Below are 24,879 nucleotides of genomic sequence, written 5' to 3' on the forward strand. Positions count from 1 at the left end.
AGTCCAGAGGAGGACCCAAGTGCAGGTTATCGCCAACATCCTGATCGCCTTGGTGGCGCTGATTCACCTCTACATCGTGGTGCTGGAGATGTTCCTCTGGACGACACCGCGCGGCCAGAAGGCGTTCGACCTCACGCCGGAGTTCGCGCAGGAGACCAAGACGCTCGCGGGGAACCAGGGCCTCTACAACGGTTTCCTCGCGGCCGGTCTGATCTACGCGCTGGTCCGGCAGGACTTCGGCGCGGCCGTGCTGTTCACCGTGTTCGTGATCGTCGCGGGCGTCTACGGCACGTTCACGGCGAGCCGGAAGATCTTCTTCGTGCAGGTGGTGCCTGGCGCGCTGGCGCTGCTCTTCGTGCTGCTCGCGCACTAGGGCGTTCCCACGGCCCCTTGTCGGGGTCGTAGCCGATGAAGAGGTCGCCCTCGATCCGGTCCCGCCGCGGCTTGGCCACGGGCTTCGCCTTGGCCTTCGCGGCGGGCTTCTCGGGCTTTCCAGGCTTTTCGGGCTCGGGTTCCGGTTCGGCGGGGGCGACCTCCTGGCGCACGGCCACGAGCGCGGCCAGGGCGGTGGTCACCGGGACCGCCGCCACCAGGCCGATGCTGCCGACCAGGGTGCGGACGATCTCCTGGGCGATCTGCTGCGCGGTCAGGATCTCGCCCAGCGACCGGCCCGCCAGCGAGATCGCGAGCAGCAACGGCAGCGCCGCGCCCGCGTAGGCCATCACCAGCGTGTTGACCACCGACGACATGTGGTCGCGCCCGATCCGCGACCCTGCGGCGAACAGTTCGCGCCACGTCAGCTTCTCGTTGGCCCGCCGCAGCTCCCACACCGCGCTGGTCTGCGTCACGGTCACGTCGTCGAGCACGCCCAGCGCGCCGATGAGCGTGCCCGCCAGCAGCAGCCCGCGCGTGTCGATGTCGGTGCCGAGCACGGTGACGAGGTTGATCGTGTCCTCGTCGAGCCCGGTCAGCTTCGACACCACCGAGAACAACGCGCCCAGCACGCCGATCAACGCGAGGCTGACGAGCGTGCCGAGCACCGCCGTGGACGTTCTCGCGGACACGCCGTGCGTCAGGTAGAGCACCCCGAACATGATCAGCCCGGCGCCGACGACCGCCACGAGCAACGGGCTCTCGCCGGCCAGGATCGACGGCATCACGAACAGCACCAGCACCGCGAAGCTCAGCAGCAACGCGCCGAGCGCCGCGAGGCCCTGCCACCGTCCGAGCAGGAGCACCGCCGCGGTGAAGAGCAGGGCCAGCACGACGAGCGACCAGCCGCGCTGGAAGTCGACGATCTGGTACGACTCGGCGGCCTGCGGCTGGCTGCCCGAATAGGACAGCACCACCTCGTCGCCGATCTGGAAGTGCGGTGCTCCCGGGCCGTGCGCGGTCGGGATCGTGATGCTCTGGCCGTTGGCGTCGCCGCTGGTCATGCGCACGGTCACCGCGATGCACTTCTCGCCGCAGTTCTCCTGCATGCCGGTGACGACCGCGTTGACCGGTTTCTGGTGCAGCCCGACCGCGGCGCCGGTCTTCTGCTCGTGCCCGAACGGGTAGAGCAGCACCGCGCCGATGATCGTGGCCAGCGCCAACGGCACCAGCAGCCACATCAGCAACGTGCGGACGCGTTGCGAGGCGGGCTCTGCTGGTTGCGCGTGGCTATGCCCGTGACCGTGACCCACGCGCGACATCCTGCCCCATGAGCTGTTCGACGGCAGTGACGGCTGTGGCGAACCTGTCGTCCGTGAGCTTCAGCCACGGCACACCGCGCTCTTCCAGCTCACGTTCGAACAGACCGGTCATCCACTCCCGCAGGTGCTCGCCGTCACGCCAGCCGTCCTGTTCGAACGGAACGCCGGCGTGGTCGGTCAACAGGTAGAGGTCCGGTTCGGTGCCCTGGAAGACGTTCGGGCGGAAACCGAGGTAGCGCTCGCCCCAGACGGTCGCGGCGAACGCGTCGTTGTCCGCGACGACCAGCGGTGCGGTCTCGGCCTGGATGCGGCGTTCCTGTTCGCGGGCAACGTCTTCGAAATCACCGAGCGTCCACACCAGACTGTCCACGGTGGCTGTTCCCGAGAACGCCCGTGCGGCGCGCAGCTTGTGCTCGGTGTGCTCGCGCCCGTACTCGGGGATCCACGGCGCGGCGAAGTGGCCGGCGAGCTGCTTCGAGAGCGTGGTCGTGCCGGTGCTCTCGGCGCCGACGACCACGACCTTCCACCCGAGACCGCGCTGCGTCGCGGGCGCGAGGTGGTGCCAGTGCGCGAACGGGTCGTTCCGGACGGCGGTGCCGGAAACGGCGTGGGTGACGCGGTCCAGGTCGACGAGCACGTGCTGGGCGCCCAGCCGCCTGGCCAGTTCGTCGCCGTACTTCTCGCTGGAGAAAACGACGTCCACGGGTGCCTGCGCGGGATCTCCGTCGGCGATGGCGCGCCGGGCGAGCACCGCCTTCGCCAGTTCGACGTGCAGGCTCCAGATCTCGTCGGAGTCGAAGTCCATCGGGTGGTCGTCGAGGTCGCCGATGATCCGCACGCCGGGGGTCGCGCGGTGGGTCTCGGTGAGCCAGCGCACCCGGTCGTCGAGCGGGATGGTCTCCGCCGACGCCGCGAGCACGGTGACCGTCGTGCGTTCGCTGCGGGCCGCCGCGGTCTCGATCAGGTGATGATGGCCGTTGTGCGGTGGGTAGAACTTGCCGAGCACCAGCGCGTGGCGGAACTCCTTCATACGCGCACCACGTCCTTGCTCCACGACCGCAGGCCGATCACGCACAGCACCATGAACCCCACGTACAACACCGCTGTCAGATAGAGGTCCTTGTACGCGTAGAGCGGCACGTAGATCACGTCCGCGGCGATCCACAGCCACCACGACTCGACCTTCTTGCGCGCCTGGCCCCACGTGGCGAGCAGGGACAGCACCGTCGTGACCGAGTCCCAGAACGGCACGGTCGACTGCGTGAACGACATCAGGACCCAGTGCAGCAGGCCGGTGGCGAGCACGCCGGCGACCGCGAGCCAGATCCACTGCTGCGAGGTGGTGCGGGTGACGTGCAGGACGCTGTGCTGGTCACCGCCGCGCAACCACGCCCACCAGCCGTAGACCGCCAACGCGATGTAGACGACTTGCAAGCCGGAGTCCGCGTACAGGCCGCTGGTCCAGAACAGGACGAGGAACGCGACGTTGTTGGCGATGCCGATGGGCCAGTTCCAGGGGTTCTGGCGGGCGACGAGCCATACACACAGTGCGCCGGTGATGAAGCCTGCTACCTCAACGGGTGACACGCGCTCTCCTTGACCGATGTTCGAACATGTGTTCGAATCGATGATGTGCGATGGGACGGACAGAAACTCGAGGCAGAGCCGCAGCAGGCACTACCGGGGCTACCGGGACTGGTGCGCAGCGTACGAACTCCTGAGTTCGCGGACGTGGTGTTCCACGAGGTCCGCGCCAAATCCGTGCTCAACGGAGTACCGGGGTCGTCGCTGCCCTTCTCGTGGACGGTGAACCCGTATCGGGGCTGCTCACACGCCTGCACCTACTGCCTGGCCGGTGACACCCCGGTCCTGATGGGCAACGGGCGCACCAAACCGTTGTCCCAGTTGCGGGTCGGCGACGAGATCTACGGCACCGAGCTGGTCGGCAACTACCGCCGCTACAAGCTGACCACCGTGCTGGCGCACTGGGAGACGCGCAAGCCCGCGTACCGGCTGACCCTGGAGGACGGCACGTCGGTCGTCGCCTCCGGTGATCACCGCTTCCTGACCGACCGCGGCTGGAAGCACGTGACGGGCGAGACCGCGGGCACCGGCCGCCGCCCGCACCTCACGACCGGCAACAAGCTGATGGGCACGGGGGCTTTCGTCGAGCAGCCCGACGTGACCGACGACTACCGCCGCGGCTACCTGCGCGGCATGGTCGACGACGAGAACGAGTTCCGCATTCCGTTGGCCGACATAGAGGCCATGGACCGCACACAGGAGTACCTCGACTACTTCGGTGTGCGAGAGGGGAGGGGATTTCTGCACCAAGTGCGCGAGCTCGCGCACTGGCAGATAGCCCCGAACCCGGACTGGCTCAAGGGTTTCCTGGCCGGTGCGTTCGACTACCTGGGGACCTGCTCGCGCAGCATCCTGCGGATGTCGACGCGCAACGCCACCGTCGTCGAGGCGATCTGCCTGGCGCTGAAGCACTTCCACTTCGACTTCGCGATCGAGGAGCTGCGCCGCCGGCGTGGCGTCCGGGTCGTGCGCCTGCGCGGCGGCCTGCGGGAGAACCTCCGCTTCTTCCACACCGTCGACCCGGCGATCACCCGCAAGCGCGACATCGACGGCGTGGCGATCAAGTCGCAGCAGCCGTTGGGTGTGGTGTCGGTGGAACCGCTGGACGAGATGACGCTGTACGACATCACGACCGGCACCGGTGACTTCATCGCCAACGGAGTGGTGTCGCACAACTGCTTCGCGCGCGGCACACACTCCTATTTGGACCTCGACACCGGCCGCGACTTCGACAACCAGCTGATCGTCAAGGTCAACGCGGGGGAGGTGCTGTCGCGCCAGCTGCGCTCGCCGAAGTGGAAGCAGGAGCACGTCGCGCTGGGCACCAACACGGACCCGTACCAGCGGGCGGAGGGGCGGTACGCCTTGATGCCAGGGATCATCGAGGCCCTGACCGCCTCCCGCACCCCCTTCTCGATCCTGACGAAGGGCACGGTGCTGGCCCGCGACCTGCCGTTGCTGACCGCGGCGGCGCAGGTCGTGCCGGTCGGCATCGGGGTGTCGCTGGCGTTGATGGATCGCGACCTGCACAAGTCGCTGGAACCCGGTACTCCCACGCCCGCGGCCCGGCTGGAGCTGGTGCGCAAGGTGCGCGAGGCCGGTCTGCCGTGCGGGGTGTTCGTCGCTCCGGTGCTGCCTGAGCTGACGGACTCCGTCGAGCAGCTGGACTTCCTGCTGGAGCAGATCGCGGCCGCCGGAGCCACCGGGGTGACGGTGCTGCCGTTGCACCTGCGTCCAGGTGCTCGGGAGTGGTTCGCCGCCTGGTTGCGGCGCGAGCACCCGGACCTCGTGGAGACGTACCGGTACCTCTACGGTTCCGGGTCCTATGTGGACAAGCGATACCGCGCCCGGTTGCGCGCGCGAGTGGTGCCGTTAATCGAGAAGCACGGCCTGGCACCGCGCGGCCGTGCCACCGACGCCGTCACCGGTGTGCCCGGCGACGACGACGGCGTGTGGCCCGACGGCAGCCTGCCGGTGGGTGTGCCGGCGCCGCGCGTGGACCAGGAACAGCTCACCCTGCTGTGATCCGGTCGAGCTCCGGCTCGCTGAAGTGGAGGACCTCGTAGACACCCTCTTCCCCGGGGTGTTCCTCCCACAGTTCGAAGCGCACGACCTCCCACGTGCGCGGATCCACGCCGATGGCCGCCGAGTGCAGGCCCGGCGTCTTCTCCAGCTCCAGCTTCGCGACCTCGTCGATCGGGTTCGCCTCAGGCGCGAGCCGCGTGATCTTCCGTGTCGCGTAGTTCGCCTTCGCCGCGTCGCCGCGCAGGAACGCCACCCCCGGCCAGTGCTGGACCACGGGCCGCCAGAAGTCGTTGAGAATCCCCTGGAAGCCGCCGCCCCGGTAGAGGAAGTCGGCCATGCCGGCGGTGCTGTTCCACACGTAGAACGGCGCGTACTGCGTGCCTCGGGTCAGATAAGCCTTGAACCCCAGACCTTTGAAGTGGTCGAGCGCATGACCGCGGGTGCGGACGCGTTCGCGGATGATCTCCATGTCGTAGTTCGACGGCAGTGTGATCTCGTACTGCATCGCGATCATGCTTCCGTTCTATCAGTACGCGATCCAGTACTGGTCGTCGTGCCCGTTGCACAGCCATTGCACGACGGCGCCGCCACCGCCGACGATGCAGCCGTACTGCGGCAGCTGGAGCCCCTTGGTGAGCCCGTTGCCCGAAACGTCGAGGCAGTCCCCGAAGTCGTTCACGATCCACTGATAGGTGTGCCCGTACCGGTTGATCACCGCGCTGCTGGACCGCCGCCAGTGCTGGTCGGGAAGTGGCCGTTGCCGCCCTCTGCGGCCAGGCACAGCTTGGAGTGCTCGTTGCCCCACTGGGCCGCGCTGTCGGCCATGGCCGCCGGGGCCAGGGCGGCCGGCGCGACGAGAGGTCCGGTTCTCATGGTTCCTCCTGCTGTCGTTGAAGTGCCGGGGCGCTCAACCGACCACGACCGTCCTGGCCTCCGCGCGGCCTCGGATCAGAGCCGGCTCAGGCCCAGCCGCCCTGGACCATCGTCTGGAACTTCCACTCGCCGCCGACCTTCACCAGCAGATCGCCGTAGCGCACGGTCATCCCGTTGATCGTGCCGTCGGTGATCACGAAGACCAGGCCGTCGTTGATGAAGTGCGGGGTCCTCACCGACTCCATCTGCACGTCGCCGCCGAGCTGCGCGCTCATTTCGCTGAGGAATCTCTCGCGGTCCCACGACGTGGCCGAGCCGTCCGTGACCGTGTTGACCGGGAACAGGGCCATGTCGGCCATCTTCTCGACGTCGCCCCTGGTGGCCAGCTCGTCCCACCGCGCGAACCACTGCATGATCTCGTCGTACGTCATACCGTACATCGTACGGAGTTTAGGTCCTGCCGACCACTGCCGTGGTGTCCTCGCTGGTCACGAGCTTGGCGTCCAGTCCGGCGGCGGTGAACGCGGCGAGTGCTTCCGGTGCCTGGCGCTCGCTCGTCTCGCTCATGAGGTGGCCGCCGGGCCGGAGCCAGTGGGTGGCCTGGGTGGCCACGCGCCGAAGGATGTCGAGGCCGTCCGTGCCGCCGTCGAGGGCGATGCGTGCCTCGAAGTCGCGTGCTTCGGGCGGCATGAACCGGATGTCGTCGGTGGGCACGTACGGCACGTTGGCGACCACGACGTCGATGTGGCCCTTTATGTGTGTGGGGAGTGCGTCGAACAGGTCGCCTTCGAACACGTTCGTGAGGTTCTTACGCGCGCACTCGACCGCCACGGGGTCGATGTCGGCTGCGTACACCGTCGCGTCGGGGAGTTTCCGCTGGATCACCGCACCGATCGCGCCCGAGCCGCAGCACAGGTCGACGGCGATTTCCGGGTTGAGTTCGGTGGCGAGGTCGACCAGCAGCTCGGTGCGGTGACGCGGCACGAACACGCCCGGGGCGATCGTGATGCGTTGACCGCAGAACTCGGCCCAGCCGACGACGTGTTCGAGCGGCAGGCCCTGGACCCGTTGCGTGACCATCTCTTCGAGGTGCTGCGCGGACGTGGCGGCTTCGTGGAGCAGGGCGGCCTCGTCCTCGGCGAACACGCAGCCCGCGGCCCTGAGTCGATCAACTGTGCTCATCGGTCGTGGACGCTAGCAGCCGGTATTTACAAGCAGGCTTGACTGTTTGTTTGTGGCCCGGAACACTCGGGCCGTGGAGACGAGGCAGCGCCAGGCCGACCGCACGCGCGAGACCAAGCGCAAGCTGATGGAGGCGACCGTCGAGTGCCTGGTGGAACGTGGCTGGTCAGGCACCACGACGACTGAGGTGGCCGAACGGGCGGGGGTGTCGCGCGGCGCGCAGCTGCACCACTTCCGCACCCGCGGCGAACTGGTCGCGGCGGCCGTGGAGCACGTGGGCGCGGAGAGCGTCGAGGTGCTCAAGCGGCAGGCGGAGATCGCGGACAAGAGCACGCACGCCGTGGTGGAGCTGATCGCGGACTTCCACGCGAGCGACCTGTTCACCGCGGCGCTGGAGCTGTGGGTGGCGGCGCGCACGGATCCGGAGCTGCGCTCGCAGGTGCTGGAGCTGCAGGCGCGGCTGGGGCGTGAGGTGTACGCGCTGGCGCTGGAGCTGCTGGACGTCGACGACACCAAGCCGGGCGTGAAGGACGCCGTGCAGGCGACCCTGGACCTGGTGCGCGGTCTGGCGCTGGCCAACCAGCTGTCGGACGACGGCAAGCGCCGCGCGCACGTGGTGCGGTACTGGGCGGGGATGTTGGAGGCGCAGCTGTGATCGCCGGGCTGGTGGCCGACGACGGCAAGCGCGCGGACGTCGTGCGCTACGGGGCGAGGGTGCTGGAGGAGCAACTGTGATCACCGAACTGCTGGCCGATCTCGAAGCCGAGTCGCAGGAGCTCGACGACCTGGTGGCCGGCGCCGACCTGACCCTGCCGACACCCGCCGAGGGCTGGACGATCGGGCACCAGATCGGCCATCTCATGTGGACGGACAAGGCGGCGATCCTCGCCATCACGAACCCCGAGGCCTTCCAGGCCCAACCGCTCACCGGCGACATCGTGGACCGCACGGCCGCCGAGGCCGCGACGTTGCCGGACCTGCTTCCGTTGTGGCGCAACGGCCGTGCCGCGCTGCGCGAACACCTCGCGACCGCCACGGGGAAGATCGTGTGGTTCGGGCCGCCGATGAGCCCGGCGTCGATGGCGACCGCGCGGATCATGGAGACGTGGGCGCACGGGCAGGACGTCGCGGACGCGCTCGGCGTGGTGCGGGAGCCGACCGCGCGGATTCGGCACGTGTGCCACCTCGGGGTGCGGACGATGGGGTTCGCGTTCCTGCTCAACGGGTTGGCGGCGCCGGAGGCGGAGGTGCGGGTCGAGTTGACCGGGCCCGGCGGCGAGCTGTGGGCGTGGGGGCCGGAAGGGGCCGAGAACCGGGTTTCCGGGCCTGCGCTGGACTTCGCGTGGCTGGTGACGCAGCGGCGCAACCGCAAGGAGCTGGCGATCGAGGCGGTGGGGCCGGTGGCGGAGGAGTGGGTGCCGATCGCGCAGGCCTTCGCCGGGCCGCCCGGAGGTGGCCGATGATCAGGATCGGCAACGCCTCCGGCTTCTACGGTGATCGGCTGTCGGCCGTGCGGGAGCAGCTGGAAGGCGGCGAGCTCGACGTCCTGACCGGCGACTACCTCGCCGAGCTGACCATGCTCATCCTCGGCCGCGACCGCGTGAAGGACCCGAGTCTGGGCTACGCCAAGACGTTCCTGCGGCAGATGGAGGACTGCTTGGGGCTGGCGCTCGACAAGGGCGTCAGGATCGTCGTCAACGCCGGTGGGCTCAACCCGGAAGGGTTGGCGCGCAAGCTCGACGCCAAGGTCGGGTACGTCACGGGTGACGATCTCAAGGCGCGGTTCCCCGAAGCCCTCACCGCCAACGCCTACCTCGGTGCGTGGGAGATCGCGGAGTGCCTCAACCAAGGGGCGCAGGTCGTGGTCACCGGACGGGTCACCGACGCGAGTCTGGTGGTGGGGCCCGCTGCGGCGCACTTCGGGTGGGCGCGTGACGACTGGGACAGGCTCGCCGGCGCTACGGTGGCCGGGCACGTGCTGGAGTGCGGGACGCAGGCGACCGGCGGGAACTACTCGTTCTTCACCGAGATCGACGCGACGCGGCCGGGGTTTCCGATCGCGGAGATCGAGGAGGACGGGTCCTGCCTGATCACCAAACACGACGGGACCGGTGGGGCGGTCACCACGGACACCGTGACGGCACAGCTGTTGTACGAGATCGGGGCACCGGAGTACCTCGGGCCGGACGTCACCACGCACTTCGACACGATCCGGCTCGAAGAGCACGACCGGGGCGTCCGGATCAGCGGCACCAGGGGAAGCCCACCGCCGGACACGCTCAAGGTGTGCCTGAACACGTTGGGCGGCTTCCGGAACGCCACGACGTTCGTCCTCACCGGACTCGACGTCGAAGAGAAAGCCGCGCTGGTCAAGCGGCAGCTGCAGCAAGCCGTCGGCGACGACGGGCTGACGTGGACGCTGGCCAGGACCGACCACCCGGACGCGGACACCGAGGAACGGGCCAGCGCGTTGCTGCACGTCACGATCAAGACGACGGATCCCAAGCGGGCCAAGGGGTTCAGCCGGGCGGCGGTCGAGCTGGCGCTGGCGAGCTATCCCGGCTTCCACGTCACGGCGCCGCCGGGCGACGGGACGCCGTTCGGGGTGTACCGGGCGGCGTACGTGAGCCGTGACGAGGTCAGTGCGAAGGCGGTGTTGTTGTGAAGCGGCCGCTGGGAACGATCGCCGGTGCGCGCAGTGGTGACAAGGGCGGGGACGCGAACCTCGGGGTCTGGACCCGCACGGAAGCGGCCTACGAGTGGCTCAACGGCTTCCTCACGACGGAGAAGCTCAAGGAGCTGCTGCCGGAGGCGCGGGAGGTCAGCCGGTACGAGCTGCCCAACCTGAAGGCGCTCAACTTCGTGCTGCACGGGCTGCTGGGGGACGGCGTGGCGAGCAGCACGAGGTTCGACCCGCAGGCGAAGGCGCTCGGCGAGTGGTTGCGCAGCAGGGAAGTCGAGATCCCGGAGGCGCTGCTGTGATCACCAAGGATCTCTTCGACGAGCGCGAGGAACTCCGTCGGCTGGTCCGCGACTTCACGCGGAAGGAGATCGTCCCGCACCTCGCCGAGTGGGAGAACCGGGGCGAGGTGCCGCGCGAGCTGCACGAGAAGGCCGCGAAGATCGGCTTGCTGGCCATCGGGTTCGAGGACGGCGACCTGGTCGACTCGGTCGTGCTGACCGAGGAGATCATCCGAAGCGGAGGGTCGAGCGGGTTGATCGCGGCGCTGTTCACGCACGGCATCGCGATCCCGCACATCTGGCAGAGCGGGAACGAGGACCTGATCGAACGGTTCGCGAAGCCGGCCATCAGGGGCGAGAAGATCGGCAGTCTCGCGGTCACCGAACCCGGTGCGGGCTCGGACGTCGCGAACATTCAGACCAGGGCGGTCAGACAAGGCGATCACTACCTCGTCAACGGCACCAAGACGTTCATCACCTCGGGGTGCCGGGCGGACTTCGTCACGACGGCGGTGCGGACCGGTGAGCCGGGCTACCAGGGCATCTCGCTGCTGGTGATCGAGGACGGCTTCACCCGCCGCAAGCTCGACAAGATGGGCTGGCACTGCAGCGACACCGCGGAGCTGCACTTCGACGACGTGCGGGTGCCGGCGGGCAACCTCGTGGGTGCGGAGAACGCCGGGTTCGTGCAGATCATGCGGCAGTTCCAGGTCGAGCGGGTCACGATGGCGGTCGAGGCGTACGCGACGGCGCAACGCGCGCTGGACCTGACCGTCGAGTGGACGCGGAACCGGGAGACGTTCGGCAAGCCGTTGATCAAGCGGCAGGTGGTCGGGCACAAGCTCGCCGAGATGGCGCAGAAGATCGACCTCGCGCGCACGTACACGCGGGAGGTCGCGGCGCGGGTCAGCCGGGGTGAGGACGTGATCACCGAGGTCTGCTTCGCCAAGAACGCGGCCGTGCAGGCCTGCGCTGAAGTGGTGGACGCGGCGGTGCAGCTGCACGGCGGCATGGGCTACATGCGGGAGTCCGAAGTGGAGCGTCACTACCGGGACGCCCGCATCCTCGGCATCGGGGGCGGGGCGAGTGAAGTGATGACCGAGCTCGCGGCACGACGATTGGGGTTCGCCTGATGGGCAACAGGGAGGCGCTGCTCGCGAAGATCGCGGAGCTGGACGCCGAGCACGCGAAAGCGCTTGCGGGAGGTGGGCCGAAGTACGTCGAACGGCACCACAAGCGGGGCAAACTCCTTGCGCGCGAACGGATCGAGCTGCTGATCGACGAGGACAGCCCGTTCCTGGAGCTCTCGCCGCTCGCCGCGTGGGGCACCGACTTCCCGGTCGGCGCGAGCGTGGTCACGGGCATCGGGCGGGTCGAGGGCGTGGAGTGCGTGATCGTCGCGAACGACCCGACCGTCCGCGGTGGCGCGAGCAACCCGTACACGCTGCGCAAGAGCCTCCGGGCCAACGACATCGCGCTGCAGAACCGGCTGCCGCTGATCAGCCTGGTCGAGTCGGGCGGCGCGGACCTGCCGACGCAGAGCGAGATCTTCATCCCCGGCGGCCGGGCGTTCCGCGACCTCACGCGGCTGTCCGCGGCGGGCATCCCGACGATCACGGCGGTGTTCGGCAACGCCACGGCCGGTGGCGCCTACGTGCCGGGCATGTCCGACTACGTGATCATGGCCAAGGACCGGTCGAAGGTGTTCCTGGGCGGTCCGCCGCTGGTCAAGATGGCGACCGGCGAGGAAGCGGACGACGAGTCGCTCGGCGGCGCGACCATGCACGGCACCACGTCCGGGCTCGCGGACTTCGTGGCGGAGGACGAGACCGACGCCATCCGCCTGACCCGCCGGGTGGTGGCGCGGCTGAACTGGCGCAAACAGGGGCCGGAACCGCACGAGGTCGAGGAGCCGCTGTTCGACGCCGACAGCATCCTGGACGTCGTCTCCGAGGACCAGCGAGTGCCGTTCGACCCGCGCGACGTGATCGCGCGGATCGTCGACGGGTCGAAGTTCGACGAGTTCAAACCGTTGTACGGCAACAGCCTCGTCACCGGGTGGGCCAGGATCCACGGTTACCCGGTCGGCATCCTCGCCAACGCGCGCGGCGTGCTGTTCAGCGAGGAGTCGCAGAAGGCCACCCAGTTCATCCAGCTGGCGAACTCCAGCGACACCCCGCTGGTCTTCCTGCAGAACACCACCGGCTACATGGTCGGCGCGCAGTACGAGCAGGGCGGCATCGTCAAGCACGGCTCGATGATGATCAACGCCGTCTCGAACAGCCGGGTGCCGCACCTGACGATCACCATGGGCGCCAGCTACGGCGCGGGCAACTACGGCATGTGCGGCCGGGCCTACGACCCGCGGTTCCTGTTCACCTGGCCCAACGCCAAGTCTGCCGTGATGGGACCCGCGCAGCTCGCCGGCGTGCTGTCGATCGTCGGACGGCAGGCCGCCGCGGCCAAGGGCCAGGAGTACAACGAGGAGCACGACGCCGCCATGCGCAGGATGGTGGAGGCGCAGATCGAGGAGCAGTCGCTCGCGCCGTTCCTGTCCGGCAAGCTCTACGACGACGGCGTGATCGACCCTCGCGACACCAGGACCGTGCTCGGCGTGTGCCTCTCCGCTGTCCACAGCGGACCGATCAGGGGCGCCGACGGCTTCGGCGTCTTCCGGATGTGATGACTCCAGTGATCAAGACGTTGCTGATCGCCAACCGCGGCGAGATCGCCCGCCGGATCATCCGCACCTGCAAGGCCGGCGGCATCCGCACGGTCGCGGTCTTCTCCGACCCGGACGCGAACGCCCCGCACGTCCGGGAGGCAGACTTCGCCGTCAACCTGCCCGGCGCGTCGCCCGCCGAGACCTACCTGCGCGGTGACCTGATCGTCGAGGCGGCCCAGCGGGCGGGCGCGGACGCCGTGCACCCCGGTTACGGCTTCCTGAGCGAGAACGCGGAGTTCGCGCGTGCCGTGGGCGCGGCCGGGCTGATGTGGGTCGGGCCCGCACCGGACGCCATCGAGGCCATGGGCTCGAAGGTCGCCGCGAAGAAGCGCATGGCGGCGGCCGGCGTGCCCACGTTGCCGGAGCTGGACCCGGAGACCGTCACCGAGTTCCCGGTGCTGATCAAGGCCTCGGCGGGCGGTGGCGGGCGCGGCATGCGGATCGTCCGTGCGAAGAGCGAGTTCGCGGATGCGCTGGCCAGTGCACGCCGGGAGGCCGAGTCGGCGTTCGGCGACCCGACGGTGTTCTGCGAGCCGTTGCTGGAGCACGCCCGCCACGTCGAGGTGCAGATCCTCGCCGACGTGCACGGCACGGTGTGGGCGCTCGGCGAACGCGAGTGCTCGATCCAGCGCCGCCACCAGAAGATCGTCGAGGAGTCGCCCAGCCCGGCGGTCACCGACGACCTCCGCAAGCGCCTGTTCGCGGCGGCGACGGCGGCGGCCGAGTCGATCGGCTACGTCGGCGCGGGCACCGTCGAGTTCATGCTGAAGGGCGAGGACTTCCACTTCCTGGAGGTCAACACCCGGCTGCAGGTCGAGCACCCGGTCACCGAACTGGTGTACGGCGTCGACCTGGTGGAATGGCAGCTCAGGATCGCCGAAGGTGCCGAACTTCCGGTAGCGGCACCGGAACCGGACGGGCACGCCATCGAGGTCCGCCTCTACGCCGAGGACCCCGACCACGACTGGCGACCGGCCAGTGGCACGCTGCACCGGTTCCACGTGCCCGGCGACGTGCGGCTCGACAGCGGCGTGGAGGACGGGTCGGAGATCTCGGTCCACTACGACCCCATGCTGGCCAAGGTGATCGCGCACGCACCGACGCGCAGGGCCGCCGCCCGCAAGCTCGCGACGGCACTGGAGAGCGCGCAGATCCACGGCCTGATCACGAACCGTCAGCTGCTCGTGGACGTCCTCGAACACGACGCCTTTCTCAACGGTGACACGCACACCGGGTTCCTCAGCGAGCACGCGTTCACCCGGACCGTTGACCCGCAACCGTTTGCGCTCGCCGCCGCGCTCGCCCAGGCGGCCACGCGCAAGGCCGGGCACCTGCCGCTCGGCTGGCGCAACGTCCGGTCCCAGCGGCCGAAGGCGAAGTTCCTGTTCGGGGACAGCGAGATCGAGGTCGAGTACGACCCGGAGCAGGCCACCGCCGGCACCGTCGTGCTCGATCTGGACGGTGTCAGGACACCGTTCCACGTGGCGCGCTACGGCGATCTGGTCGAGGTCGACTCGCCGCGCGGCTCGGTGTCGTTGCGGGTCGTGCCGCGCTTCCCCGAACCGGAGACCAAGCTCGCGCCCGGCGCGACCATCGCTCCGATGCCCGGCACGGTCGTCCGGGTCAGCGTGGCCCGGGGCGACACCGTCGAGGCCGGCGCCGAGCTCCTGGTGCTGGAGGCCATGAAGATGGAACACCGCGTGCTCGCGACCAACGCGGGCACCGTCACCGAACTGCTCGTCCAGCAAGCCCAGCAGGTCAACGCCGGAGACGTCCTGGCCGTGGTAGCCGAAAAGAGTGGAGACGAATCGTGAGCTTCGTCGAGTCCGAAGAGCGGATCGCGCTGCGCAAGGCCGTGGCGGATCTGGGGGCCAAGTACGGCAACGAGTACTTCCTGGCCAAGGCCAAGTCGGGGGAGAAGGCCACCGAGCTGTGGGAGGAGGCGGGCAAGCTCGGCTACCTCGGGGTGGCCGTGCCCGAGGAGTACGGCGGCGGTGGTGGCGGCATCGGCGACCTCGCGGCGGTGTGCGAGGAGCTGGCGGCGGCGGGATGTCCGTTGCTGCTCATGGTGGTCTCGCCGGCGATCTGCGCCACGGTGATCGCGCGGTTCGGCACGGAGGAGCAGAAGTCCAAGTGGCTGCCCGGTTTCGCGGACGGCACGCTGAAGATGGCGTTCGCGATCACCGAGCCGGACGCGGGCTCCAACTCGCACCAGTTGAAGACGCACGTCCGGCGCGACGGTGACGACTGGATCCTCAAGGGCACCAAGACGTTCATCTCCGGCATCGACGAGGTCGACGCCGTGCTCGTGGTCGCGATCCAGCAGACCGGACCGGTGCTGGTGGTCGTGCCGACCGACGCCGAGGGCTTCACCTGGCACCAGATCGACATGGACCTCGTCGTGCCGGAGAAGCAGTTCACGCTGTTCTTCGACGACGTCCGGCTGCCGTCCGACGCCGTCGTGGGCTCGCCGGACCAGGGGCTGCTGCAGGTGTTCGCCGGCCTCAACCCCGAACGGATCATGGGCGCGAGCATGGCCACCGGTTCGGCGCGGCTCGCGATGGGCAAGGCCGTCACCTACGCCCGGCAGCGGCAGGTGTGGGACAACCCGATCGGCTCGCACCAGGGCCTCGCGCACCCGCTGGCGAAGATCCACGTCGAGATCGAGCTGGCCAGGCTGATGACGCAGAAGGCGGCCGCGCTCTACGACTCCGGTCGCGACAAGGAGGCCGGTGAGGCCGCGAACATGGCCAAGTACGCGGCGGGTGAGGCCATCGCGGCGGCCGTCGACCAGGCCATCCAGACCCACGGCGGCAACGGGCTGACGTCGGAGTTCGGCCTGGCGTCCATGCTCGGCATGTCCCGGCTGTCCCGCATCGCACCGGTCAGCAGGGAGATGGTGCTCAACTTCGTCGCGCAGAACTCGCTGAAGCTGCCACGCTCCTACTGACACACTGCGGGGCATGGGGACATTCAGGAACGCGGACGGCCTCGGCCTCGCCTACCACGGCGAGGCCGACGACCCGTTGATCTGCCTGCCCGGCGGCCCGATGCAGGCGTCGTCCTACCTGGGCGGTCTGCCGCTCGACGACGTGATCAGGCTCGACCTGCGCGGCACCGGCGACTCGGAGCAGGCCGGCCACTACCGCGTCGATCGCCAGGTCCACGACGTGGACGCGCTGCGGCGGCATCTCGGGCTCGACCGGATCAGCCTGCTCGGCCACTCCGCGGGCGGCACCCTCGCGATCCTCTACGCCACGCGATTTCCGCAGCACGTCAAGGAGCTCGTGCTCGTCGCACCGAGCCCGCGGGTCGTCGGCATCGACGTCACGGACGCCGACCGCAGGGAGATCGCGGAACAACGCGCGGAAGAACCCTGGTACGCCGAGGCGATCAAGGGGTTCGAGGAGATCTGGGCGGGCAACGTGACACCGGAGGCGTTCGCGAAGATCAGCCCGTTCTGGCACGGCCGCTGGGACGACGCGGCACGGGCGCTGGACGACCACCCCCGCAACCCCGAGGCCGCCCAGGAGTTCTACGCCGGCGGTGCGTTCGATCCGCAGGAGGTCCGCGAGAAGCTCGAAACCCTCGACGTGCCAACGCTTCTGATCGCGGGCGAGTTCGACGTCGCGCTACCGCCCAAGCGCGCGCAGGAGTACGCGGACCTGTTCCCACGCGCGCGGCTCTTCGTCCAGCCGGGAGCCGGTCACTTCCCCTGGGTCGACGACCCGGAGGCGTTCGCCGCCGCCGTCCAGCGCATGCCGTAGAGCCCAGGACCGAAGTCGAGAGCGGCGGCGTGCGCGTAACCCCAGGCGTCCACCGGGGCCGGCCGCGCGCCGCCGAACATTTCCGTTCCGGCCGGACCGGACGCGAATTGCTCGCACGACGCGGGCGGCGACTCGACCGGGAATTTGATCTCCAGCACGTAGTCGTGCACCGGCTCGGCGAACCGGCGGAAATGCGTGTGCTCGACCGTCGGATGTGGATAGATCAATTCGTACTCGATCGCGATCGAGTCACCGGCGGACATCGGTTCGTCGAACAACAACTCCGCGACGAGCACACCGTTGGTGCGTTCACGGGCAATCCGGCCGACCCTGCAGGCGCGGACCGCGGTGAGCGCGGGCAGAGCCGATCCGGTCTGGGCCGATCCGGTCTCGTGGCAGAGGATCCAGCGGTCCACCCCGGCCGACGTGGCCTGCATGACCTGACGTGACCGGACACCGCGCACCCCGCCGCAGGACGCGACGTCGACCCGGTCGTGCTGGGCGGTCAGCACCAGCCCCGAACCGTCCCACGGCGCCCGTGCCGACAGCTCCCGCCTGCGCGAACGTCCACGCGGCCGAGGTGGGCCCAGCAGCCTCGACAACGCCGTCTCCGGCAGGCCGAGCACGTCCTCCAGATGGGCGAGCGCCATCAGCGACTCCGGCCGTTCGGGTCTGCGGCGCCCTGATTGCCAGTAGCTCAGCGCGGTCACGCTGATCGGCGCACCGCGCATCCGCAGCCGGTGCTGCAACCGTTCCAGACTCAAGCCCCGCACCTGTATCGCCACTCGCAACGCGTCCGCGAACGGACCCGTCACCAACAGGTCGGCGAGCTCCTCGCGCGGTGGGTAAATCGTCAGCATCACCCCTCCGTTTCCCGGGGTCAAGGTCGGAAGGCTATCGGCAGCAATGGGAACGCGGTACAGCCGATCGGCGGTTTCGGCCCGGAACGAAACCGGGAAAGTTCAGATCTCGGACCTATTACGCCGCCAATGGTCTCGATTGGGTTCCTGATCACCCCTGCGACGAACAGGACTACGCAATGCGCAAGACAGCAACCCTCCTGGGCTCGGCGGTCATGATCGCCGCCTTCGCGGCACCGGCCTCCGCGGCGGTCGGCGAGATCCACACCTCTCCCGGCGAGAACATCGCGGGCAGCTTCATCGTCAAGCTCAAGGACAACAGGGTCACCGCGAGCGCGCAGACCCTCGGTTCCCGCTTCGGCGGTCAGGTCGGCTACGTCTACGACGCGGCGTTCAAGGGGTTCTCCGTGAAGATGAGCGACGCCCAGGCGCGCAGACTCGCGGCCGACCCTTCCGTCGAATACGTCGAACGCGACCAGGTCGTGCACGTCGAGGCGACGCAGACGAACCCGCCGTCGTGGGGCCTTGACCGGATCGACCAGCGCAACCTGCCGCTGGACCAGAAGTACACCTACAACTCGACCGGCGCGGGTGTGAACGCCTACGTCATCGACACCGGTGTCCGGATCTCGCACCAGACCTTCGGCGGCCGTGCCAAGAACGGCTACGACTTCGTGGACAACGACGGCGTCGCGCAGGACGGCAACGGGCACGGCACGCACGTGGCCGGCACGATCGCCGGCTCGCAGTACGGCGTCGCGAAGGCCGCGAACATCATCGCCGTGCGCGTGCTCAACAACCAGGGCTCCGGCACCATCGCCGGTGTCGTCGCGGGCGTGAACTGGGTGGCCGGCAACCACGTCAAGCCCGCGGTCGCGAACATGTCGCTCGGCGGCAGCGCCAACACCTCGCTCGACACCGCCGTGCAGGGCGCGATCACGCGCGGCGTGACGTTCGCGGTCGCGGCCGGCAACTCCAACGCCAACGCGTCCGGCTTCTCCCCGGCCCGCGTGGCCTCGGCGATCACGGTCGGCGCGACCGAGCAGACCGACGCGCGCGCCTCGTACTCGAACTACGGCTCGCTCGTCGACGTGTTCGCGCCCGGCAGCGGCATCACCTCGGCGTGGAACACCAGTGACACGGCCACGAACACCATCTCCGGCACCTCGATGGCGACGCCGCACGTCGTCGGCGTGGTGGCCCGCTACCTGCAGGGCAACTTCAACGTGACGCCCGCGCAGGTGGAGGCCGCGATCAAGTCCAACGCCACCAACGGCAAGGTGACCAACCCCGGTGCGGGTACGACGACCAGGCTCCTGTACTGGCCGCCGACCAGCTGATCACGCTCGACCCGCGGCCCCGGCTCCCCGCGAGCCGGGGCCGTTTTTCCCCTGCAGCTCTTACCCTGCGCCGAAAGGAAAACCCCGTGAGATCCCTGCTGGCAGTCGCCGCCCTGGGGGCAGCGGTCGTGGTCGCTCCGGCGGCCGCGGCCACGTCGTCCTACATCGTGGTCATGAAGGACGGCATCGCGTCGTCGTTCAGCGGTGCGGTGGAGCACCGGTACACCAGTGTCTTCAACGGTTTCAGCGCCCGGCTGACGGCCGCGCAGCTGCGTGCGCTGAAGGCGGATCCCAACGTGTCCCATGTGGAGCATGACGGGATCGTGCACGCCAACAGCACGCAGCCCGACGCGCCGTGGGGGCTGGACCGGATCGACCAGCGCGCGTTGCCGTTGGACCAGAAGTACTCCTACACGACCACCGGTCTCGGCGTGAACATCTACGTGATCGACACGGGTGTGCGCGTGACGCACACGGACTTCGGCGGCCGTGCGCGCAACGGCTACGACTTCGTCGACAACGACGGCGTCGCACAGGACGACAACGGCCACGGCACGCACGTCGCCGGCATCGCGGCCGGAGCAAAGTACGGCGTCGCCAAGCAGGCCACCGTGTGGGGTGTGCGGGTGCTGAACGCCCAGGGCAGCGGCACGATCGCGGGTGTCATCGCGGGCGTCGACTGGGTGACCAAGAACGCCGTCAAGCCCGCCGTCGCCAACATGTCGTTGGGCGGCACCGCTTCCACGGCGCTGGACGACGCCGTGCGCAAGTCGATCGCTTCCGGCGTCTCGTACACGGTCGCGGCGGGTGGCGGCAACACCGACCCAGGAGGTTCCTCGCCCCAACGGGTTTCCCAGGCGATCTGCGTGGGAGCGTTGATGCCGAACGACACGAAGTCCGGGTCGTCGAACTTCGGCCCGCTGGTCGACATCTGGGCGGCGGGCTTCAACGTACCGTCCGCGTGGAACACCAGCGACACGGCCACCGCTACGCTCAGCGGGTCCTCGATGGCCGCACCGCACGCGGCCGGTGTCGCGGCCCGTTTCCTGCAGTACCACCGTGCCGCCACGCCCGCGCAGGTCGAGCAGGCGCTGGTTACCACGGGAACTCCCGGCACACCACCCGTCACTCGTATCCTCTACTGGCCGCCAAGTCTGTGAATCGTCAATTGTTGGGGGCGGCAAGTCCGTCCAAGCCTTAGGACCCCCTTGGCAGGAACCGGATCGCTCCATAGCTTCGAATGTGTTCGTTCCCCTGCGAAGAACGGAATGCATGATGACGCGAAAGATCCGGTTCCTGGCCGGTGCCGGCGCGGCGACGCTCGCCATGTCGGTTCTGATGGTTCCTCAGGCCTACGCCGCCGAGGGCGAGGTCCTCTCGCTCAACGCGCCCGAGAAGGTCACCGGCAGCTTCATCGTGAAGCTGAAGGAGGGCAAGGGCAACGCGCGCTCGCTGGCGTCGCGGTTCGGTGCCGGCGTCGAGCGGGAGTACTCGACCTTCGGCGGTTTCAACGTGAAGCTGACCGAGAAGCAGGCCAAGCGCCTGGCCGCGGATCCGTCGGTCGAGTTCGTCGAGGCCGACCAGGTCGTGCACGTCGAGGCCACCCAGACCAACCCGCCGTCGTGGGGTCTCGACCGCATCGACCAGCGCAACCTGCCGCTGGACCAGAAGTACAGCTACACCTCGACGGGCGCGGGCGTGACCGCGTACGTCATCGACACCGGTGTGCGCATCACCCACTCCACGTTCGGCGGCCGTGCCAGCTACGGCAAGGACTTCGTCGACAACGACAACACCGCGCAGGACGGCAACGGCCACGGCACGCACGTGGCGGGCACCATCGCGGGCTCGCAGTACGGCGTCGCCAAGGCGGCCAAGATCGTCGCGGTCCGCGTGCTCGACAACAACGGCTCCGGCACCCTCGCCGGTGTCGCGGCGGGCATCGACTGGGTGGCCGCGAACGCGGTCAAGCCGGCCGTCGCCAACATGTCGCTCGGCGGCAGCGCGAACGCCACGCTCGACTCGGCCGTGCAGAAGGCCATCGCCAAGGGCGTGACCTTCGCGGTCGCGGCCGGCAACTCCAACGCCAACGCGTCCGGCTTCTCCCCGGCCCGCGTGCCCGAGGCGATCACGGTGGGCGCCACCACGAACACCGACGCCCGTGCCTCGTACTCGAACTACGGTTCGCTGCTGGACATCTTCGCGCCGGGCAGCAACATCACCTCGGCGTGGAACACCAGCGACACCGCCACGAACACCATCTCCGGCACGTCGATGGCCACCCCGCACGTCGTCGGTGCCGCGGCCCGCTACCTGTCGACCAACCGCGGTGCCACGCCGGCCCAGGTCGCCTCGTACCTGGTCGCGCAGTCGACGCCCGGCAAGGTGACCTCGCCGGGTTCGGGCTCGCCGAACCGCCTGCTGTACCTCGCGCCCACCGCGTGAGCTGACCGTTCCCGAGAAGGCCGCGACCTCAGGTCGCGGCCTTCTCGGCGTTCTGGCCACTCGTGTCCTTCGCCGGCCGCCCTCGTTGTGAATCGTGAATCGTTACATGTTCGCAGGACGTTCCGATCTTCGGGAAACCCTTGGCAGGAAACGGATCTCTGCTTAACGTCGTCGTTGTTCGTCTCCCTGCGAAGAACGGTGTGCACCATGACGCGAAAGATCCGGTTCCTGGCCGGTGCGGGCGCGGCGACCCTCGCCGTGTCGGTTCTGATGACTCCGGCGGCCTCCGCGGCCGAGGGCGAGGTCCTCTCCCTCAACGCGCCCGAGAAGGTCGCCGGCAGCTTCATCGTGAAGCTGAAGAAGGGCAAGGCGAACGCCGGCTCCCTGGCTTCGCGCTTCGGCGCGAAGGTGGAGCGGACCTACTCCGGCTTCGGTGGTTTCAGCGTGAAGCTGAGCGACAAGCAGGCCAAGCGCCTGGCCGCGGATCCGTCGGTCGAGTTCGTCGAGGCCAACCAGGTCGTGCACACGCAGGCCACGCAGTCGAACCCGCCGTCGTGGGGCCTCGACCGCATCGACCAGAAGAGCCGCCCGCTGGACCAGTCCTACAGCTACAGCTCGGACGGTGCGGGCGTGACCGCGTACGTCATCGACACCGGTGTGCGCGTCACCCACTCCACGTTCGGCGGTCGCGCCTCCAGCGGTTGGGACTTCGTGGACAACGACGCTGACGCGGACGACGGCAACGGTCACGGCACGCACGTCGCCGGCACGATCGCGGGCGCGGAGTACGGCGTCGCGAAGGGTGCGAACATCGTCGCCGTCCGCGTGCTCGACAACGACGGTTCCGGCACGATCGACGGCGTCATCGCCGGCATCGACTGGGTCGGCAACAACGCGGTCAAGCCCGCGGTGGCGAACATGTCCCTCGGCGGTGGTGCCAACACCTCGCTCGACACGGCGGTGAAGAACGCCATCGCCAAGGGCGTGACGTTCGCCGTCGCGGCGGGCAACTCCAACACCAACGCGTCGAGCTCCTCGCCGGCCCGTGTGTCCGAGGCGATCACGGTGGGCGCCACCACCAACACCGACGCTCGTGCCTCGTACTCGAACTACGGCTCGGTGCTGGACATCTTCGCGCCCGGCAGCAACATCACCTCGGCGTGGAACACCAGCGACGACGCCACGAACACCATCTCGGGCACGTCGATGGCCACCCCGCACGTCACGGGTGCCGCGGCCCGCTACCTGTCGGCCAACCCCGGCGCCACGCCGGCCCAGGTCGCCTCGTACCTGATCGCGCAGTCGACGCCGTCGAAGGTGACCAGCGCGGGTTCGGGTTCGCCGAACCGCCTGCTGTACCTCGCGCCCACCGCGTGAGCCCGCTCTGACGGAAAAGGCCGCGACTCCGGTCGCGGCCTTTTCCTATGCTCCGGCCCGTGCTGGAGGGACTGGAGGACATCGCGTGGGACCGGCTTGACCACAGCTTCGGGACGGCGGAGGAGATTCCGCACCTGTTGCGCGCCCGCCGGTACTCGACGAAACCGGACTGGGACCTGGGCGAGCTGCTGTGGGCCCGCGAAGGCGTGCACTCCGCCGCGATCGCGGCACTGCCCTTCCTGATCGACCTCGCGTCCTCTGTGGACACTCCAGGGCGGACGTGCGTCCTGATCACGTTGTCCCGGCTGGCCCGCGACGGTGCCGACGACCCGGAGTGGCGCGGTGTCTGGGACCGGGAACGGCCGCGCGTGCTGGCACTCGTCGAGGATGCCGAACCGGCCGTCCGGCGGCACGCGTGGCGCACGTTCGGTGAAGGTCGCGGCTCGGCCGACGGTGTGCTGGAGGTCGTGCGGCGGTGCTGGTCCGACGTGCCGTCGCGGCTCGACATCGTGGTGGCGGCCGGGAAGTTCGCGGCCGACGACGAGATCGCGGCGTGGCTGCGCGGGTTGCCGGTGCACGACGATCCGCAGCTGCGGCTCGCGGTCGCGCACGCGTTGCGGCTGGGCGTCGAGGAGTTCCTGCCGGGGTTCACCGGCGACATGTCGGTGTGGCGGGGGACCGCGTCGTTCGGGTTCGTGCCGAGCGCCGTGATCGGCGAGCTGACCGAGGTGTTCGCGGAACGCCCCGCGGAGCACACGGCGTTGCTGCGGCAGCTCAGCACGGCACCGCACCGGCGAGTTGCCGTCGTGCGCAACGCGGCCGCTCTGCTGCACCGGTGGCGGTCCCCTGCCGCGGACCTGCTGCCGATCGTGGCGTCCTGGCTCGGCGATCCGGACGTCCGCGGCTCAGCGCTGCACCTGCTCGGCTGCGCGCGGGCGCAGGAGTACGCGGACGAGATGGCCGCGCTGCTCGACCACGAGCAGGCCGGTGCCGAGGCGGCGTGGTCGCTGGCCAGGTGCGGACGGCAGGTGCCTGGTCTGGTGCGTCGTCTGCGGCCTGCCCTGAAGGAGACGCTGGGGTCACTGTCCACCACGGCCTTGCCGGATGTGTCGGAACTGGTTCCGTTGCTGGACACCGACCTGAGGCCGACCGCGTTGCTCGCGCTCGGCCGGATCGGGACGCCGGTGCCGGAACTCACCCCGGTGGACCCGCTCGCGGCGTGGGCGTGGTGGCGGTGCGGCGGGGACGCGGCGCAGGCGGCCGACGTGATCGCCGGCGAACTGGACGTGCGGGCCGTGCAGATGCTCGCGGACATCGGCCCGGCCGCCGCGCACCACGCCGACCGGCTGCCGTTGGCGGACGAGCGGATCGCGATGCGGGTCGCGACCCGGCACGCGTTGCTGCGGATGACCGGCGAGGCGGGGGATCTCGTGCCGGTGTGCCTCCAGGCGCTGGACGGTGTCGATGCCGGACGGTTCGAGCCCGTGATGATTCCTGCGGCGTGGGCGCTGGTGGCGGCGGGTGCGCGGGTAGAGAAGGCGCGGGCGGCGCTGGCGTCGGATCGGAGGTTGTGCCGCGTCGGTGGGGCGCGGGGATTCGACCAGGACGAGGACCTGCGCGCAGCGTTGCGGCAACTATGATCCGCGGGATGCTGGAGGGCTTGGACGCCGTCGCGTGGCACGAGATCGACCACGCCTACGGCCCCGCACTGGACACGCCGGGCCACCTGCGGGCGTTGCTGTCCGGTGATCCCGAGGTCGTCGCGCGGGCGATCACCGATCTCGACCGGACCGTGTACGAGGAGGGCGGGTTCGTGTGCCCGGCGGCCACGGCCGTCCTGCCGTTCCTCGTCCAGGTGATGCCCCTCGTGGACGTGGAGAGCCGGGCCGCGCTGCGCGACCTGGTCGAACGGATCGCCGACGACGGCGAGAACGCCGAGCAGGTCGACCCCGGCTGGCACGCTGCGTGGGCCGAGGCGAAGCCGAAGCTGGAGGACCTGTTCCGCGACTGAGAGCGCCACGAGATAGAGCGCGGAACCACGTCGCG

At 69.3% G+C, this 24,879-nt stretch carries 24 protein-coding genes and 1 pseudogene; 16 read left to right on the forward strand and 9 right to left on the reverse strand.

Annotated features, from left to right (window positions below):
- Nucleotides 1-19 precede the first annotated feature (19 nt).
- On the forward strand, nucleotides 20-373 hold the full coding sequence (locus ACWEIJ_RS30195; RefSeq protein WP_449840629.1) for a DUF1304 domain-containing protein: 354 nt from the start codon (nucleotides 20-22) through the stop codon (nucleotides 371-373).
- Here the strand turns inward: ACWEIJ_RS30195 and ACWEIJ_RS30200 are convergent.
- Genes ACWEIJ_RS30200 through pnuC form a run of 3 tightly spaced genes read right to left on the reverse strand, consistent with a single transcriptional unit; the run spans nucleotide 294 to nucleotide 3,281 of the window.
- Nucleotides 294-1,685 (reverse strand): YibE/F family protein, encoded by a 1,392-nt coding sequence (locus ACWEIJ_RS30200; protein ID WP_449840630.1) that lies wholly within the window; start codon nucleotides 1,683-1,685, stop codon nucleotides 294-296. The two genes, ACWEIJ_RS30195 and ACWEIJ_RS30200, sit on opposite strands and share 80 nt — an antisense overlap.
- Nucleotides 1,663-2,724 carry an AAA family ATPase gene (locus ACWEIJ_RS30205; protein ID WP_449840631.1) on the reverse strand — a complete coding sequence of 354 codons (1,062 nt, stop codon included), beginning with the start codon at nucleotides 2,722-2,724 and terminating at the stop codon, nucleotides 1,663-1,665. The genes ACWEIJ_RS30200 and ACWEIJ_RS30205 overlap by 23 nt, the downstream gene beginning before the upstream one ends.
- Nucleotides 2,721-3,281 (reverse strand): nicotinamide riboside transporter PnuC, encoded by a 561-nt coding sequence (gene pnuC, locus ACWEIJ_RS30210; protein ID WP_449840632.1) that lies wholly within the window; start codon nucleotides 3,279-3,281, stop codon nucleotides 2,721-2,723. Before pnuC ends, ACWEIJ_RS30205 begins: the two co-directional genes overlap by 4 nt.
- A 45-nt stretch (nucleotides 3,282-3,326) precedes the next feature.
- Here pnuC and ACWEIJ_RS30215 point away from each other — a divergent pair, with 45 nt between their 5' ends.
- Nucleotides 3,327-5,303, forward strand: a complete 1,977-nt coding sequence (locus tag ACWEIJ_RS30215) for an intein-containing Rv2578c family radical SAM protein (RefSeq protein WP_449840633.1) — start codon at nucleotides 3,327-3,329, stop codon at nucleotides 5,301-5,303.
- On the opposite strand, the gene ACWEIJ_RS30220 is transcribed toward ACWEIJ_RS30215, so the two are convergent.
- The 5 genes from ACWEIJ_RS30220 to ACWEIJ_RS30240 form a co-directional block, all read right to left on the reverse strand.
- Nucleotides 5,290-5,817, reverse strand: a complete 528-nt coding sequence (locus ACWEIJ_RS30220) for a DUF4865 family protein (protein WP_449840634.1) — start codon at nucleotides 5,815-5,817, stop codon at nucleotides 5,290-5,292. The genes ACWEIJ_RS30215 and ACWEIJ_RS30220 overlap by 14 nt on opposite strands.
- Before the next feature lie 12 nt (nucleotides 5,818-5,829).
- Nucleotides 5,830-6,018: a hypothetical protein gene (locus ACWEIJ_RS30225; RefSeq protein WP_449840635.1), complete on the reverse strand. Its 189-nt coding sequence runs from the start codon at nucleotides 6,016-6,018 to the stop codon at nucleotides 5,830-5,832.
- The gene (locus ACWEIJ_RS30230) at nucleotides 6,015-6,176 is read right to left on the reverse strand and encodes a hypothetical protein (RefSeq protein ID WP_449840636.1); all 162 of its coding nucleotides are present in this window, start codon (nucleotides 6,174-6,176) and stop codon (nucleotides 6,015-6,017) included. The genes ACWEIJ_RS30225 and ACWEIJ_RS30230 overlap by 4 nt, the downstream gene beginning before the upstream one ends.
- Nucleotides 6,177-6,262: 86 nt before the next feature.
- Nucleotides 6,263-6,607: a nuclear transport factor 2 family protein gene (locus ACWEIJ_RS30235; RefSeq protein ID WP_449840637.1), complete on the reverse strand. Its 345-nt coding sequence runs from the start codon at nucleotides 6,605-6,607 to the stop codon at nucleotides 6,263-6,265.
- Between the two features lie 19 nt (nucleotides 6,608-6,626).
- Nucleotides 6,627-7,358 (reverse strand): putative protein N(5)-glutamine methyltransferase, encoded by a 732-nt coding sequence (locus ACWEIJ_RS30240; protein WP_449840638.1) that lies wholly within the window; start codon nucleotides 7,356-7,358, stop codon nucleotides 6,627-6,629.
- 127 nt (nucleotides 7,359-7,485) lie between these two features.
- Between ACWEIJ_RS30240 and ACWEIJ_RS30245 the strand changes: the two genes are divergently transcribed.
- The 8 genes and pseudogenes from ACWEIJ_RS30245 (at nucleotide 7,486) to ACWEIJ_RS30280 (ending at nucleotide 16,811) form a co-directional block, all read left to right on the forward strand.
- Entirely contained in the window at nucleotides 7,486-8,013 is a 528-nt protein-coding gene (locus ACWEIJ_RS30245) for a TetR/AcrR family transcriptional regulator (protein WP_449840776.1), read from the forward strand.
- Between the two features lie 76 nt (nucleotides 8,014-8,089).
- Entirely contained in the window at nucleotides 8,090-8,821 is a 732-nt protein-coding gene (locus ACWEIJ_RS30250; protein WP_449840639.1) for a TIGR03084 family metal-binding protein, read from the forward strand.
- Nucleotides 8,818-10,340, forward strand: a pseudogene (locus tag ACWEIJ_RS30255) (acyclic terpene utilization AtuA family protein). The gene ACWEIJ_RS30250 and the pseudogene ACWEIJ_RS30255 overlap by 4 nt, the downstream one beginning before the upstream one ends.
- Nucleotides 10,337-11,452, forward strand: coding sequence for an acyl-CoA dehydrogenase family protein (locus tag ACWEIJ_RS30260; protein WP_449840640.1), 1,116 nt, complete (start codon nucleotides 10,337-10,339; stop codon nucleotides 11,450-11,452). The pseudogene ACWEIJ_RS30255 and the gene ACWEIJ_RS30260 overlap by 4 nt, the downstream one beginning before the upstream one ends.
- Complete coding sequence (locus tag ACWEIJ_RS30265; RefSeq protein WP_449840641.1) at nucleotides 11,452-13,002, forward strand: acyl-CoA carboxylase subunit beta; 1,551 nt, start codon at nucleotides 11,452-11,454, stop codon at nucleotides 13,000-13,002. Before ACWEIJ_RS30260 ends, ACWEIJ_RS30265 begins: the two co-directional genes overlap by 1 nt.
- Before the next feature lie 8 nt (nucleotides 13,003-13,010).
- Entirely contained in the window at nucleotides 13,011-14,858 is a 1,848-nt protein-coding gene (locus tag ACWEIJ_RS30270; protein ID WP_449840642.1) for an ATP-binding protein, read from the forward strand.
- Entirely contained in the window at nucleotides 14,855-15,994 is a 1,140-nt protein-coding gene (locus ACWEIJ_RS30275) for an acyl-CoA dehydrogenase family protein (RefSeq protein ID WP_449840643.1), read from the forward strand. The genes ACWEIJ_RS30270 and ACWEIJ_RS30275 overlap by 4 nt, the downstream gene beginning before the upstream one ends.
- A 13-nt stretch (nucleotides 15,995-16,007) precedes the next feature.
- The gene (locus ACWEIJ_RS30280) at nucleotides 16,008-16,811 is read left to right on the forward strand and encodes an alpha/beta fold hydrolase (protein ID WP_449840644.1); all 804 of its coding nucleotides are present in this window, start codon (nucleotides 16,008-16,010) and stop codon (nucleotides 16,809-16,811) included.
- Here ACWEIJ_RS30280 and ACWEIJ_RS30285 read toward each other — a convergent pair.
- Nucleotides 16,751-17,671, reverse strand: a complete 921-nt coding sequence (locus ACWEIJ_RS30285) for a hypothetical protein (protein ID WP_449840645.1) — start codon at nucleotides 17,669-17,671, stop codon at nucleotides 16,751-16,753. The two genes, ACWEIJ_RS30280 and ACWEIJ_RS30285, sit on opposite strands and share 61 nt — an antisense overlap.
- 179 nt (nucleotides 17,672-17,850) lie before the next feature.
- Here ACWEIJ_RS30285 and ACWEIJ_RS30290 point away from each other — a divergent pair, with 179 nt between their 5' ends.
- The 6 genes from ACWEIJ_RS30290 to ACWEIJ_RS30315 all read left to right on the forward strand — a co-directional run bounded on the left by ACWEIJ_RS30290 (nucleotide 17,851) and on the right by ACWEIJ_RS30315 (nucleotide 24,844).
- Complete coding sequence (locus tag ACWEIJ_RS30290) at nucleotides 17,851-19,011, forward strand: S8 family peptidase (protein ID WP_449840646.1); 1,161 nt, start codon at nucleotides 17,851-17,853, stop codon at nucleotides 19,009-19,011.
- An 86-nt stretch (nucleotides 19,012-19,097) separates the two neighbouring features.
- Nucleotides 19,098-20,171, forward strand: a complete 1,074-nt coding sequence (locus tag ACWEIJ_RS30295; protein ID WP_449840647.1) for a S8 family peptidase — start codon at nucleotides 19,098-19,100, stop codon at nucleotides 20,169-20,171.
- A 115-nt stretch (nucleotides 20,172-20,286) separates the two neighbouring features.
- On the forward strand, nucleotides 20,287-21,456 hold the full coding sequence (locus ACWEIJ_RS30300) for a S8 family peptidase (protein ID WP_449840648.1): 1,170 nt from the start codon (nucleotides 20,287-20,289) through the stop codon (nucleotides 21,454-21,456).
- Nucleotides 21,457-21,663: 207 nt separating this feature from the next.
- Nucleotides 21,664-22,833, forward strand: a complete 1,170-nt coding sequence (locus ACWEIJ_RS30305) for a S8 family peptidase (protein ID WP_449840649.1) — start codon at nucleotides 21,664-21,666, stop codon at nucleotides 22,831-22,833.
- A 59-nt stretch (nucleotides 22,834-22,892) separates the two neighbouring features.
- Entirely contained in the window at nucleotides 22,893-24,473 is a 1,581-nt protein-coding gene (locus tag ACWEIJ_RS30310) for a hypothetical protein (RefSeq protein WP_449840650.1), read from the forward strand.
- An 8-nt stretch (nucleotides 24,474-24,481) separates the two neighbouring features.
- Nucleotides 24,482-24,844 carry a hypothetical protein gene (locus tag ACWEIJ_RS30315; protein ID WP_449840651.1) on the forward strand — a complete coding sequence of 121 codons (363 nt, stop codon included), beginning with the start codon at nucleotides 24,482-24,484 and terminating at the stop codon, nucleotides 24,842-24,844.
- Nucleotides 24,845-24,879 lie beyond the last annotated feature (35 nt).

This window comes from Lentzea sp. NPDC004789, assembly GCF_053601075.1.

Coding starts and splice junctions, on each gene's coding strand:
- ACWEIJ_RS30205 (WP_449840631.1), bottom strand. CDS start 2,724: ATGAAGGAGTTCCGCCACGCGCTGGTGCTCGGCAAGTTCTACCCACCG.
- ACWEIJ_RS30220 (WP_449840634.1), bottom strand. CDS start 5,817: ATGATCGCGATGCAGTACGAGATCACACTGCCGTCGAACTACGACATG.
- ACWEIJ_RS30230 (WP_449840636.1), bottom strand. CDS start 6,176: ATGAGAACCGGACCTCTCGTCGCGCCGGCCGCCCTGGCCCCGGCGGCC.
- ACWEIJ_RS30235 (WP_449840637.1), bottom strand. CDS start 6,607: ATGACGTACGACGAGATCATGCAGTGGTTCGCGCGGTGGGACGAGCTG.
- ACWEIJ_RS30240 (WP_449840638.1), bottom strand. CDS start 7,358: ATGAGCACAGTTGATCGACTCAGGGCCGCGGGCTGCGTGTTCGCCGAG.
- ACWEIJ_RS30245 (WP_449840776.1), top strand. CDS start 7,486: ATGGAGGCGACCGTCGAGTGCCTGGTGGAACGTGGCTGGTCAGGCACC.
- ACWEIJ_RS30265 (WP_449840641.1), top strand. CDS start 11,452: ATGGGCAACAGGGAGGCGCTGCTCGCGAAGATCGCGGAGCTGGACGCC.
- ACWEIJ_RS30280 (WP_449840644.1), top strand. CDS start 16,008: ATGGGGACATTCAGGAACGCGGACGGCCTCGGCCTCGCCTACCACGGC.
- ACWEIJ_RS30285 (WP_449840645.1), bottom strand. CDS start 17,671: ATGCTGACGATTTACCCACCGCGCGAGGAGCTCGCCGACCTGTTGGTG.
- ACWEIJ_RS30290 (WP_449840646.1), top strand. CDS start 17,851: ATGCGCAAGACAGCAACCCTCCTGGGCTCGGCGGTCATGATCGCCGCC.
- ACWEIJ_RS30300 (WP_449840648.1), top strand. CDS start 20,287: ATGACGCGAAAGATCCGGTTCCTGGCCGGTGCCGGCGCGGCGACGCTC.
- ACWEIJ_RS30305 (WP_449840649.1), top strand. CDS start 21,664: ATGACGCGAAAGATCCGGTTCCTGGCCGGTGCGGGCGCGGCGACCCTC.
- ACWEIJ_RS30315 (WP_449840651.1), top strand. CDS start 24,482: ATGCTGGAGGGCTTGGACGCCGTCGCGTGGCACGAGATCGACCACGCC.